Genomic DNA, 12,106 nt, shown 5'->3' on the forward strand with positions numbered 1-12,106 from the left:
CGGGATCACCCCGGCCAGGCCATCACCCCGCCGCGGAAGGCGAACAAGAGCTGCCCACCGGAAGTCCACGAGGCCCGCGAGCGGGCCCGCCACCAGCACTCCTCCCAGCGCATCCTGGTCGAGCACGCCCTCGCCGACCACAAGCGCTGGAAAGGCCTGACCCGCTGGACCCACCGCCGCGACACACTCCCGGACACCTACCTCGCCATCGCCGGCCTGGTCTCCGACCGCACCGCCACCACCTGAACCGAGCCGCAGCCCAGGCCGCCGCAATCCCCGCCGCAATCACGCACCAGCTCGTAAGACCGTGTCCTATGCGGTGGTGGCTCGTTGGTCGTGGCACGGGGCGGGGTACGTGGAGTTGGATCGTTCCGGACGGGCTGTGGGAGATCGCGAAGCCGTTGATCTCGCCGGACCGGGTGCGGCCGCAGGGCGGTGGGACACCGTCCACCGCCGCTTCCTCATCTGGTCGAGGGCCGGGGTGTGGGGGCGGCTGCACGAGGCGGTTCTGCAGTGCCTCGGCGACGCTGGCCTGTTCGACGTCTCCCGCGTCGTCCTCGACTCCGCCCACGTGCGGGCCGAAAAACGGGCGGACTCACCGGTCCCAGCCCCGTGGACCGGGGCAAGCCGGGTTCCAAGATGCACATCTTGTCGGACGTGGGCGGACTGCCCCTGGTCGTCGACGTCACCGAGGCCAACACCCACGACAGCAAAGCCCGAAACCCGACGTGGAGGCCCACCTGGCGAGACGGGCCCGGGACCCGGACCGCTGGCGCAAGCCCCGGACGCCTCCACGCGGACAAGGCCTTCGATGTTCCCCCGTCTGCGAAAGTGGCTGCGCGGCAAGCGGATTGGCGTCCTGATCGCCCGCAGGGGCATCGAGGCGAGTGAACGTCTCGGGCGCCGTCGGTGGGTCATCGACCGGACCATCTCCTGGATGACCGGCTACCGCCGGCTCAGCCCCCGCTACGAACGCGATCCCGACAACTATCTGGCATTCCTCCGCTGCGCCGCAACCCTGTGCTGCTACGAACGCCTCATCCGCCTCACCACATAGGACACGGTCTTGGCTTGACTCTGAAGCTTCTATAGATCGTCAAGCTGTAGGAGACGGCCCGGGTGTGCCGCTGAATGCGGGGATCTTGGTCGCTGCTGCGTCAGCTGGTGGCTCGCCAGGAGCGTAGGCGCGGGATGCCCTGCCGCCGGCGCTCCGGACGCTCGCCGACCTCACCCCGTGGAGCTGCGCCGTGGCGGACGTCGCGGCCGCCTTCCCGCCCGCCGTCCCGCGGGAGGGCGGTGCGCCGACCCGGTGGCAGCTCGGCTTCACCGCCCCGGACGCCACCGGGCGGCCGTAGGCCTGCACCGCCGACTTCACCTGGGGCCTCCTGTAGGAGGTCCGCATCGAGGCCTGAACGGCGTACGCCGTTACCGGGTCGCCCCATCGCCCTCACAGCGGACGGCGCACCAGTCCACCAGCAGCAGGTCGAACTCCCGCATCAGTGCCGCCAGGCCCGGCACCGCGGCTGCCTCTGCCGCGGTCGCCGGGGTGAGACCGAGTTCGAGGACCCGGTCGCCGGCGCAGCGGCCGTACACGGCGACCGGCCCGACCCGGGCGGCGAAGGAGTCAACCACCCGGCCCTGCCCGTCCGGCAGCGCAACGCCCGCGTACGTCCGGGAAGCGGGAAGCAGTTCGAACAGCCGCTGCCGGGTGAGTGCGCCGGTCAGTGGTTGGGCGGGGTCCTCGCGCAGGTGCAGGCTCTCGAAGACCCGGACGGCGGACTCGCCGTCCCCCGCCGTCCGGGAGTGTTCCCGGTAGACCCGCATGACCTCGTGCAGCTGCGCCTCGACCTCTGCCAGGCAGCCGCGTTCGACCAGTTCGGCCTGTCGCCAGTCGTCCTCGTGGAGCACCAGGTCGTCCGCCGCTCCGTCCGGGGGCGCCAGTGGCGGCAGCCCGGCGCAGATCGTGGGCAGGGAGAAGGCGACCTCCTGCGGGTCGACCGTCCGGAACCGGCGAAGCGTCAGCACCGTCCGGCCGGCGGCCGGGGCCGAGGCCCTGTCGGCCGGTGCCGCGTGCAGCACCTCCCACAACGCCCCGGCGAGGCCGAGCCGGGTGTCCGGCTCGAAGGACTCCGGCAGCTGCGCGGCTGGCAGCTCGGTGCGACCGAACGGCCGGCCGTCCGCCGCGTCGACGAACACGACTTCGATCAGTCCGTTGTCAGGCATGCGCGCATGCTACCCAGCCGTGCGCGACCACCCGCCACCGAGTTTCCGGTGCTGGAACCCTGGCGCCGTCGAACCCTCTCGCGGGGGTGTGCAACACGACCGGCGCCATCGCGCCGGGCAGGCGCGGACCGGTCGGACGGCACTCGGGCCGCCGGAATCCCTGGTGCGCGCCAGGGGCGGCTGATGCCCCGTCACCCATTGGCGGAACCGTCCGCCGGTTTCCGGCCGCTCCCCGGTCTACCTTCGCTGACCTGCGTAAACGGCGGCATTGGCCACCGCGCCACGCCCGACCGGACGACGCAGGTGGCAGCCCGTCAGGTTGCGGAGCTGACGACCTGTCGGTTTCCTCGGGCGCAGGGCACGGAACAGGTGCTGGACAGCCCGGCCGCGTGCCCGCTCGGAGGAAACACCTATGCACATTTCACGCGTCGTCACCGGTTCCGCGGCCCTGGCCCTGGGCGCCCTCGCCCTGGCCGTGCCCTCGGCCGCGGCCGAGGACTCCGGCTTCACCATCAGCCCCCGGAGCGCGAGCCCGGGCCAGACCGTCACCATCAGCACGACGGCCTGCGGGCCGGACGTGACCTACGGCAAAGCCTTCTCCGATTTGACCGATCAGATCAACCTCCTCGCGGGCGATCAGAAGGGCACTCTGGTCGGGACGTTCCAGGTGCCGGAGGACGCCGCGCCCGGCGACAGCGGAATCACGGTGAAGTGTCCGCCGCGGATCCAGATGACGGGCACGCTCACGATCATCCCCCGCCCGAGCGGTGCGGCTGCGGCCGGTTCCGGAGGCGCAGCGGGCAACGACCCCCGCCCGAGCGGTGCGGCTGCGGCCGGTTCCGGAGGCGCAGCGGGCAACGATCCCCGCCCGAGCGGTGCGGCTGCGGCCGGTTCCGGAGGCGCAGCGGGCAACGACCCCCGCCCGAGCGGTGCGGTCGCGGCTGGTTCCGGAGGCGCAGCGGATGCCGACGGCAGCCAGGTCGCACTGGGCACTGTGCTGCTGGCCGGCGCCGTGGCCGGCGGTGCCGTCAAGATCCGCCGCCGTTTCGGTGCCGCGCGGGTCTGAACGGCCCGCCGCCGTCGCGCCAGCGCCCCGGATGCCATCGGCCCGGGGCGCCGGGCGCATTCCGCCCACGTACGCGAACAGGGGCCTGACCTACATGGATGCCGCGCACCGCACCCCGCTTCCCAAACGCTCGACCGTGCCTTCGACCGTCCTGGTGGTGTGTGCGCTCGCGATCGGCAGCTGGCTGGTGGGCCACGGCGACCACGCCGAACGACCGCCGCAGCCCTCCCCGGCCCAGGCCTTCCCCACGCCCGGCCTCCCCGCCTCCGCCGGGCCCGCCTCCGCCGGGCCCGCCTCCGTCCCGCCCGCCGGGGCTTCGCAGACTGCTGCCGCCCCGGGTGCCGCTTCAGGTGCCGACGGGTCGGCCGCGTCTGCGCAGGTCCGTCCCCTGCCGCCGTCCGATCCTGCCGGCGTCCGCATCCCCGCCATCGGTGTGGACGCCCCCCTGGCGAAGCTGGACCTCGACGCGGCGGGCGCCCTGCAGCCTCCGCCCCCGGACAACCCCCGCCTCGCCGGCTGGTACGGCGGCGGCCCCACCCCCGGGTCGACCGGCACGGCCGTCATCGCCGGCCACGTGGACACCCGCTCCGGGCCCGCGGTCTTCTTCCTGCTCGGTGCCCTCACCAAGGGCAGCACCATCGAAGTCGACCGCACCGACGGCCGGACGGCGGTGTTCACCGTCGACGCCGTCGAGTCCTACGCGAAGAAGGACTTCCCCGACCAGAAGGTCTACGGGAACTCCGGCCTGCCCGAACTGCGGGTGATCACCTGCGGCGGCGTCTACACCAAGGCGGGCGGATACGAGAACAACATCGTGGTCTACGCAACACTCTCCGCCGTCCGGTAGCGGCGCAGCCCGCGGCAGTGCGGCGGTGTACTGCACCACGGCGCTGAGATCGCCCTGTTGCGTGACGTCTACCGGGCCCGGCCGCACTGAACCCCCTCACCAGCGGCTCACGCAGCGTGGTAGCCAAGTTGTCTTTCGAGAAAAGAGCCGCGCGAAGCTTGGGCACAAGCGGCCTCATGCCGCTGCGCTGCTGCGCCCATGTGATGATGCCGATCTTGGCTAATGTGATCACGCGTCGGAGCTTTGCAGAGTGACCCCGCTCGCCGGGCTGAGCCTGCGGCACTTCCTGGCTCATCGGGGAACCGTCACTCGGTGACCGGCAGTGGGGAGAGCTCGGTGGACCCCGACATCACAGCTTCGATCTTCCCTGGTTCTCGGCCCCCCACTTGATGCGGCAGGCGAAGCAACGCGAGTGGCTTTCGGCCCGGCGCCGTTCGGCAGCCTTGGTGGTGACCTTCACGGTGCACCCGCAGACCGGGTAGGTGTGCGGGACACGGGGGTCTGCGCAGTGTCGGCAGGCGCGGCCACGTCTCCGTTCTTCCACTTGGGCATCGTCGGCCGTTGCGCGACCTTCTCCTGCCATTCGTGGCCGGCCGAGCAGCGCCACCAGGCGTTGAAGGAGGACTGCGGGGCGATCCGGTCCGGTGTCAGGGAGCCGTTGCGGCCCGAGTGCCATGTGGGTGACAGCGCGGGGTAGGCATCAGCGAGCGAGCGGGCGCACGGGCGACCCACCCTGGTGGACGGGCAGGCCGGGGCTGCGGGAGTCTTCACGGCCCCGCTCTGGAGGTTCGCCGACATCTTGTACGCCGTATGAGCAATGCATCAGCGATACGACAGTCCTTTTCACCCAAACAGAGCAGCTCGCCAAACGCCCACAGCGGGAGCTGCCGGTCCACGGCGCCCGCGCCCGTCATGTCCCGGACACCGTCGTCGCAGTCGCCACCCGGCCGCTGTTCGGCTCCGCGTACCTGCAGCTCCGCGTCGGCGTATCGATCTTCGCTCGCGCCGCCTTCCACAGTGAGAGGGACACCCGCGTGGCGCCTGTCGGGCCCCGAGACTGCTTCAACGCTGCGAGATGTCGGAGCCGCACGCTGCGGCCCGCGTGCCGGGGCCTTCACCCGCGACCGCACCACTCTCCACGTCATGCTCAAGGGCGGCGACTGGGCCTTCGGCTGCCAGCTCGTCGACGGCGCACCCCCGCGCCGCCGCGATCCGCCCCTGGCACATCGGCGAGGGCGCCCACCCCGCCATGGTGGCGGCCGCCGCCCGGTGCGGCTACGACCTCACCGGCCACCGCGGCGTCCAGGTCAGTCCCGACCTGCTGGAGTGGGCCGACACCGTCCTCACCGTGGACCAGTCCGTCCACGGCGCCCTCACCGCGCAGATCACCGGCCCCGCCACCATGGCCAAGGTCCACCTCTACCTCGACGGCCAGGACGTCCCCGACCCGTGGGAGCAGCCCGAGGAGGCCTTCATCGCCTGCGTCACCGTCGTCGAAGCCGGCGCCAACCGGCACCTCCAACCCGCCACCACCTGACCCAGGCCGACCCCAGCAGGGTGCCGGGCACCGCACGGCGGCGCCCGGCACCCTGCTGGGCGCGGGAAAGAGCTGTCCCTGCCACGGGGCTGCCGGACAAGGTGGGTGTCCGCTCTGCGACCTCGACGCCCGCGGCATGCAGGGGGAGGCGCTCAAGGGACGGGGCCGCCCGGCACGCCGTGGAAGCGACGACCCGTGAACGTCCGGGCCCGGTACGACCTACCGGGCCCGGACGGTGCCGTTCACGCGCTGGTGCGGCGGGTGGCCCGCTTGGCCGGTGTCGCCTTCTTCGCGGCCGCCGGCGCGGTCTTCTTGGCGGCCGCCGTGGTCTTCTTGACCGCGGAGACGGCCTTCCTGGTGGTGGCCTTCTTCACGGGCGTGGAGGCGGTCGTGGCCGCGGGGGTGGTGCGCTTGGCCGCGGTTCGCTTCCGGCCGGGCGCGGCTGCGGCGCTCTTCCCGGCGGTGAGCGAGCCCTTGGGGGCCTTGGCGGTGGCCGGGCCGGACTTCGGCAGCTTCTTGGCGCCGGAGACCAGGTCCTTGAAGCCCTGGCCGGGGCGGAAGCGCGCCACGTTGGTCTTCTTGACCCGCACGCGCTCGCCGGTCTGCGGGTTGCGGGCCATGCGGCCGGCCCGCTCCACCTTCTCCAGCGTGCCGAAGCCGGTGACCTGCACCCGCTCCCCGGCCACCACGGCACGGACCATGACGTCGAGGACCGCGTCCACGGCATCCTCGGCAGCGGCACGGCTGCCGAGCTGCCCGGCCACCGCCTCGACCAGCTGTCCCTTGTTCATGACGACGACTCCACAACCATATCGGGAACTGTTTGTCCTATTTCATCCCGAACATAGGGGCTGCTGGAGAATTCTGCCCGCCGATCAGCACCTCGTCTCCAGCCGCCTCCGTGTCAGTTCGGTGCGGTGGCACCGCCGCCCTTCTTGATGGCGTCGATCACGGCCTGGTGGACGGTCTGCAGTTTCTTGCCGGCGGGGATGTCGGTGGGGCTGCCTTGGACGGTGCACCACTCGTCTGCGTCGTCGTACTGGATCTCCAGCACGGCCTGATTGCCCTGCCGGGTGGTGCGCAGGGTGAGGTCGCCGGTGATGACGCCGACCTCGACGGTCATGACACCGCCGGGCCCGGCAGTGACGCCCATGGTGACCAGCGGGCCCTCGCTGGTGCCGCCCGTGCCGCCTGTGTCGTGGTTCTTGTCGGTGGTCATCGGGGTGCCTCCGTGGTGCAGGTGTCGAGCATCCGGTTCAGGGCTGCCTTCTCGCCGTCGCGGGCGAGGACCTTCTCACGGGTGTCGCAGGAGTTGCCCTGGGCGGCCCGGTGCGGGAACTTGTCCCGGCCGTAGCCGGCCATCGAACCCGCCGCGGCCACCGGCAGCGCGGCGAGCCCGCTGCGTGCGAGGGCGGCGAGGGAGGGCTGCGGACCCGGCCGGGCACCACCGGAGCGCGCCGGGCCCGGCGCGGTGGCGGGACGGACGGATTGACGCTGCCGGCCACGCCTCCACCCGGGGTGGTGCTGGTGCAGGCGGTGCCCGCCGCGGCGAGTGCGGCAAGGACGGCGGGCAGTGCGAGCCGGACTGCCCGGCGTGCGGTGCGGAAGGCTGCCATGGGTCACTGATACCCGCCCCGGGCCGGCTCATCGGCGGCGCAACGCCGCGGTCGGTGTCCGGGGGCTATGGCCGGTCGGTCGGGGCCGGTCCGGTGCCGTCGTCGGAGGGCAGGTCCCGCTCGTAGTGGACGAAGCGGTCGGCCGGGACGAAGGTGTCGTAGAGGCGGCGGGCGGGGTTGTCGTGCGCGGTGAGCCAGTGCAGGCGGGCCCAACCACGGGCGGTGGCGAGGTCGAAGAGGTCCTGGAGGAGCAGGCGGCCCGCCCCGAGCCCGCGGTGGGCGGGGTCCACGAAGAGGTCCTCCAGGTAGCAGACCTGGCCGGTGAGCCACGTGCTGTGGTGGAGCACGCTGTTGGTGATGCCGATGACCGTGCCATTGTGCTCGGCGACGCGGCCCAGTACTGGCTGGTGCGGATCGAGGAGCCGTCGCCAGGTGGAGTCGGTGACCGCTGCGGGCACGGTGGACTCGTAGAAGTCGAGGTACCCGGCCCACAGCCGGCGCCAGTCCTTCTCGTCAGCCGCGGCGAGGTCACGGATGATGATCGTAGGGGATTCGGACATCCGGGCTCCAGGTGAGCGTGGTCGCGAGCGCTTGTGGGCGAGCGGGCCGTGGTGACGGCGAGCACAGCGAGAGTCTCGCCCAGGTCCTCCACCCCGCTCCACCCGGGGGTGCAGCGAAAGTCGTCAACGGCCCTGCTGCGCCCCGCGGTATGGCCGTGCCGCGGGGCGCGGGCCGGTCCGGCTTCGGGCGGCTGGTGCTCGCGGGTGAAGCGCTGCAGGTGGGCGGCGTGCTGCCGCGGGGCCGGCCGGTGGTGGCCGTAGCGTCCCGGGGTGGAGAGGTTGGCTCTGCGGCCGTTCCCTCTTCCCCCGGCCCGGCCGCCCTCCCCCTGTTTGGGGCGGCCGGGCCGTATGCGTATTGCTCGCATGCCTGCACGGGGACGGGGCGGTGGGTGCCTCGCTCCGGTCCTCAGCAGGACGCCGGTTTTGTCAGGACGCGGGTGCGGTCGCCGGACGGCGGCAGTGGGGGTTGGCGTCGGAAGAGGGTTCCGCAGGGCCGCCGACGACACCCGGTGGCCCCTGGCCGAAGGCCGCCGGGAGAGCCCTCGGGGCGCCGCAGCCGGGTCGACGGCTGTGCAGGCTCTTCCGGCCGGCTTCAGGCTGGAGTGCATGAGCGAGCGTCTCTACGACGGCGAAGCCGTCCTGCACATCGGCGGAGCACAGTACCGGTGCCGGGCCTCACTGGTCTGGTGGACCGACCCGGCCCCCGCCCCAGTACAGGCCATAGGGCCGGCCCGCGGGCCGCAAGGTCTGGGCCGGTGGGAGGGCAAGCTCCGCCTGCACAGCGAGGACGACGCCGCCAGCGCCTGGTTCGCCTCCGACGAGCGCCATGCCCTCGTCCTCGTCCAGGGCCGGTTCGCCGCGGTGACGGTGGCCGACATGGACGGCCCGTTCCTGCTCGTGGACGGTGCCGGATTCCCGCCCTTCTGACCCTCCTGGAAGGCGCCGTGCCTCCCGCGTGCGCACACGGGAACCCCTACGTGTCGGGTCCCGCCGCGGACGCGTGTCCGGTTGCGAATTTCGGCTCCGGCCCGGCTGTCTCGCGGCCGGTCGAGCGCCTCTACGGCGGGCTGGGGCCGAGGTGTGGCTCCGGGGTCGGGCCGACGGCCGGCAGCGGGCGGTACACGGGTCGGTGTTCGTGACCACCCGGGAGTTCCGGGCCGCCCTCGCCGACCGGTAGAACCGCAGGTCTCATGGGTCCGATGCGGGCGGCGGACCGGTCCCGGCCGGATGCGCGAGGGCAGGGCTGCGCCGTTCGGCGTGCTGACGGGCGGTCATACTGGCGCTCATGAATGGTGATCGCCGTCCTCTGGGACTGCCGGAGTTCTCCGCCCCCGCCACCGACCGGCCGGACCCGGCCGAGCGGCGCCCGCTGCTGCCCGTGGACCGGGACCTGTTCCTGCCGCCGCCCGGCACCGAGCAGCCGGCCCCCGCACCCGCGCGCCGCCCCCTGGCCGACGGCGGGCTGACGTTCTCCGGCGACGCCTGAACGCGGCGCTCCCGCACCACCAGGCGGAACCGTCCACTGCCGCCACCGAGGCCGTACGCGGGACTGTGCTACCCGCGCGGCACCATGCCTGCCCGCCCTGCTCCTGGCCGGTGCCCGGCTCGACCGTCTTCCCCTGCGGTGAACAGGCCGCGTGGGTGCCGGCGGGCGGCTGGTCAGGTCCAGGCTGCGCGCAGCTGGTCGGTGTGGGCGGTGAGCCAGGTGGCGAAAGACTGCAGTTCGGGATTGAGTTCGCGGACCGCGTCGAGGTCGCGGGCGGCGGTGAAGCGTTCCTCGCATTCCGCGTAGTACTGGAACATGTTCCCGACTTCGTCGGCACCGGGGAAGCCGAGCGCGCGAAAGGCGTCCGGGGTCAGCGGCAGGTACTGCACGGGGACGCCGACGGCCTCGGTGAGAGCGGCAGCCATGTCGGCCAGTGGCAGGTGCTCACCGGCGATGCTGACGGTGGCGCCGATGAGGTCGGTGCCGCGCTTGAGGACGGACAGCGCCGTTTTGCCGATGTCGTCGACGGCGATGCCCGATAGCCGGCTGCTGCCCATGGGGAAGACGAGCTGGAGGGCGCCGTCCTCGCCGCGCTGCGGGCTGAAGGCCCCGTACAAGTTCTCCCAGTAGAACGTGGAGCGCAGGAAGGTGGTGGGCACGCCGGCGTCCGTGAAGTAGTGGTCGGCCTCGGCCTTCGCGTCGAAGTGCGGCACCGTGTAGGAGCCCTGCAGGACCGGTGTGCGCGGGTCGTCGGGGGAGAGGCACTCACGGGTGTCCTCCAAGGTGGACCAGACGGCGTGCTGGATCCCGGCGTGGCCAGCGGCGTCCGCCAGGGCCCGGGCCTGGGCCTTCTCCCGTTCGGCCGACAGGTGCTCCCAGAAGTTGGTCACCAGGTAGGCGCCGTACGCGCCGTCGAACGCCGCCCCCAGCGTGGCGGGATCGTCCATGTCGGCCCGGACCACCTGGACGCCGAGCCGATGCAGTTCCCGTGCGCGGTCGGAGTCGGTGTGGCGAGTGACAGCCCGGACGGCGAAGTCGCCGCCCTCGTCCGCGAGGACGGCCCGGGCGAACCCGCCGCCCTGCTGCCCGGTCGCCCCGAACACAGTGATGATCTTCTTCTCGGCCACGGCGCACCCTTTCCCAACCTCGCACCCGGCGCGGGCGCGGCAACCTCCAGCGCACCCCAACCGAGAGTTCTCGGCAATCCGAACCGGACCGATCGTCGGCGCGCAGCCCCCCCTCGGGGTAGCTGGACGGGGTGAGAAACCCGGTGAGAATGCCGGACCGTGTCCAAGGAGCGTCCTTCCGTGAAAGAACCTCCTCCAGCTCGCCGTCCGAGTGCTGCGCCCGCCGCGCCCCGCTTTCGGGATCGCCGTGCACCCCGGGCACGCTGCCGGTGCGGCGTGTTCACACCGTCACGGCTGGATGTGGGGGCGATCACCGATCGCTACGGTCACGTCACGGCCGGTCCGTCCTCGTCCGCCGCCAGTGGCCGTCTCGGCACGGTCAGGGTGAACACGGCACCCGGCCCGGCGGCAACGGTGAGGGTTCCGCGGTGCAGGCGCGCGTTCTCCCGGGCGATCGCCAGCCCAAGGCCGTTCCCCGGCGCAGAACCGCGTCCGGCCCCCCGGGCGGGATCCCCGCGGACGAACCGGTCGAAGACCCGGTCGAGTAGCTCCTCCGGCACACCGGGGCCGGCGTCGGCGACCCGGACCACGACGTCGGGCCCGGCCGCACGGACGCTCACCTCGACCGGTTCGGCGCCGTGCCGGAGGGCGTTGGAGACCAGGTTGGCGATCACGCCGTGGATCCGACGCGGGTCGATCTTTGCCGTGGTGTCTCCGTCCGCCAGGACACGGCAAGCGGTGGGCGCATCGCTGTGCGCGACGACGTCCGCCACCAGTCCGGCGAGGTCCACCGGCTCCAGTACGACGACGGCTTCGGAGGAGTCCAGGCGGGAGATCTCCAGCAGATCTTCGGTCAGGGTTGCCAGACGGCGCAGCTGAGGGGTGATCAGGGCGGCCGCATCGTCGCGGGTGGAGGGATCCTCCAGTGCCGCCGCCGCCGCGAGCAAGGAGGCGGTGGGAGTGCGCAGCTCGTGGCTGACATCCGCGACGAACCGGCGCTGCCGTTCCTCGTACCGGGTGAGGTGGTTGATCGTTTCTGCCAGGCGGTCGGCCATCCGATTGAACGACACGCTCAGATCCGCCAGTTCGTCACGACCGTCGACCGGCAGCCGGACCGTCAGATCGCCCTCCCCGAAAGCGTGGGCGGCGGCACCGGCCGCCCGCACCGGCCGCTGGACCCGTCCTGCGACCAGCCAGGCGAGAGCTGCACCGACGGCGACCGTGACCGTCGACACCACGAGGAGGCCGACCAGGTAGAAGCCCGCCTCGGCTGCGACCGGCGCGAAGGAGTGGAACTCCACGGCCACGAGCGGGGCCCCCGGGTAGCGGTCGGCCGGACCCTGCCGCCCCACTACGGCGCCGATCAGCAGCCCCGGCCGGTCGGGGGCCGGAACAGCCGCGAGGTGGTGTTCGTCGAGCAGGGCGATGTTGTCACCGCTGTCCAGGAAGCGCCCGAGCAGTCCGGGAAGCGCCTCCGGGGCGACCGGCATGGCGAACGTGCCCACCGAAGTGGCCAGCGGCCCGGGCCAGGCCCCGGATTCGTCGTACGGCGGGTTCGGGCCCGGAGCGGTGAAGCCGCCGTCGCCGTCCGGCTTCATCGAGTACACCAGGTAGGGGTTGAACTTCCGTACGGCGAGTGCCTCG

Annotated in this window: 14 protein-coding genes and 1 pseudogene; 7 read left to right on the plus strand and 8 right to left on the minus strand. The window is 72.5% G+C overall.

The genetic code is table 11. The features are described from left to right. Both AB0442_RS12290 and AB0442_RS12295 read left to right on the plus strand, forming a co-directional pair. The coding region (locus AB0442_RS12290) for a hypothetical protein (protein ID WP_366162438.1) at positions 1 to 246 on the plus strand (246 nt) is incomplete at its 5' end. Positions 247 to 314: 68 nt separating this feature from the next. Beyond that, positions 315 to 1,057, plus strand: a pseudogene (locus tag AB0442_RS12295) (IS5 family transposase). A gap of 368 nt (positions 1,058 to 1,425) precedes the next feature. On the opposite strand, the gene AB0442_RS12300 reads toward AB0442_RS12295, so the two are convergent. Then, positions 1,426 to 2,223, minus strand: coding sequence for a hypothetical protein (locus AB0442_RS12300; protein WP_366162440.1), 798 nt, complete (start codon positions 2,221 to 2,223; stop codon positions 1,426 to 1,428). 412 nt (positions 2,224 to 2,635) lie between these two features. On the opposite strand from AB0442_RS12300, the gene AB0442_RS12305 reads away from it, so the two are divergent. Both AB0442_RS12305 and AB0442_RS12310 read left to right on the plus strand, forming a co-directional pair. Then, complete coding sequence (locus AB0442_RS12305; RefSeq protein ID WP_366162442.1) at positions 2,636 to 3,289, plus strand: sortase; 654 nt, start codon at positions 2,636 to 2,638, stop codon at positions 3,287 to 3,289. A gap of 136 nt (positions 3,290 to 3,425) precedes the next feature. Continuing rightward, positions 3,426 to 4,136 carry a class F sortase gene (locus AB0442_RS12310; RefSeq protein WP_366162443.1) on the plus strand — a complete coding sequence of 237 codons (711 nt, stop codon included), beginning with the start codon at positions 3,426 to 3,428 and terminating at the stop codon, positions 4,134 to 4,136. Positions 4,137 to 4,592: 456 nt separating this feature from the next. Here the strand turns inward: AB0442_RS12310 and AB0442_RS12315 are convergent, their stop codons facing one another. Then, complete coding sequence (locus AB0442_RS12315) at positions 4,593 to 4,934, minus strand: zinc-ribbon domain-containing protein (protein WP_366162444.1); 342 nt, start codon at positions 4,932 to 4,934, stop codon at positions 4,593 to 4,595. Between the two features lie 277 nt (positions 4,935 to 5,211). Here AB0442_RS12315 and AB0442_RS12320 point away from each other — a divergent pair, with 277 nt between their 5' ends. Next, a complete protein-coding gene (locus tag AB0442_RS12320) occupies positions 5,212 to 5,673 on the plus strand; it encodes a hypothetical protein (RefSeq protein ID WP_366162446.1) in 462 nt (153 codons plus the stop codon). A gap of 242 nt (positions 5,674 to 5,915) precedes the next feature. Here AB0442_RS12320 and AB0442_RS12325 read toward each other — a convergent pair whose 3' ends face one another. From AB0442_RS12325 to AB0442_RS12340, 4 genes are all read right to left on the minus strand, one after another. Then, positions 5,916 to 6,464 carry an HU family DNA-binding protein gene (locus AB0442_RS12325; protein WP_366162447.1) on the minus strand — a complete coding sequence of 183 codons (549 nt, stop codon included), beginning with the start codon at positions 6,462 to 6,464 and terminating at the stop codon, positions 5,916 to 5,918. A gap of 113 nt (positions 6,465 to 6,577) precedes the next feature. After that, positions 6,578 to 6,892: a hypothetical protein gene (locus tag AB0442_RS12330; protein WP_366162449.1), complete on the minus strand. Its 315-nt coding sequence runs from the start codon at positions 6,890 to 6,892 to the stop codon at positions 6,578 to 6,580. Further along, positions 6,889 to 7,035 carry a hypothetical protein gene (locus AB0442_RS12335; RefSeq protein WP_366162450.1) on the minus strand — a complete coding sequence of 49 codons (147 nt, stop codon included), beginning with the start codon at positions 7,033 to 7,035 and terminating at the stop codon, positions 6,889 to 6,891. The genes AB0442_RS12330 and AB0442_RS12335 overlap by 4 nt, the downstream gene beginning before the upstream one ends. Before the next feature lie 319 nt (positions 7,036 to 7,354). After that, positions 7,355 to 7,849 (minus strand): GNAT family N-acetyltransferase, encoded by a 495-nt coding sequence (locus AB0442_RS12340; protein WP_366162451.1) that lies wholly within the window; start codon positions 7,847 to 7,849, stop codon positions 7,355 to 7,357. Positions 7,850 to 8,455: 606 nt separating this feature from the next. Here AB0442_RS12340 and AB0442_RS12345 point away from each other — a divergent pair. Further along, positions 8,456 to 8,776 carry a hypothetical protein gene (locus AB0442_RS12345; RefSeq protein WP_366162452.1) on the plus strand — a complete coding sequence of 107 codons (321 nt, stop codon included), beginning with the start codon at positions 8,456 to 8,458 and terminating at the stop codon, positions 8,774 to 8,776. A gap of 358 nt (positions 8,777 to 9,134) precedes the next feature. Continuing rightward, on the plus strand, positions 9,135 to 9,335 hold the full coding sequence (locus tag AB0442_RS12350) for a hypothetical protein (RefSeq protein WP_366162454.1): 201 nt from the start codon (positions 9,135 to 9,137) through the stop codon (positions 9,333 to 9,335). A gap of 173 nt (positions 9,336 to 9,508) precedes the next feature. Here the strand turns inward: AB0442_RS12350 and AB0442_RS12355 are convergent, their stop codons facing one another. Continuing rightward, positions 9,509 to 10,462: an NmrA/HSCARG family protein gene (locus AB0442_RS12355; RefSeq protein WP_366162456.1), complete on the minus strand. Its 954-nt coding sequence runs from the start codon at positions 10,460 to 10,462 to the stop codon at positions 9,509 to 9,511. 326 nt (positions 10,463 to 10,788) lie between these two features. After that, the gene (locus AB0442_RS12360) at positions 10,789 to 12,060 is read right to left on the minus strand and encodes a HAMP domain-containing sensor histidine kinase (protein ID WP_366162597.1); all 1,272 of its coding nucleotides are present in this window, start codon (positions 12,058 to 12,060) and stop codon (positions 10,789 to 10,791) included. Positions 12,061 to 12,106 lie beyond the last annotated feature (46 nt).

The sequence above is a fragment of the Kitasatospora sp. NPDC085895 genome (assembly GCF_040702125.1).
Lineage (GTDB): Bacteria > Actinomycetota > Actinomycetes > Streptomycetales > Streptomycetaceae > Kitasatospora > Kitasatospora arboriphila.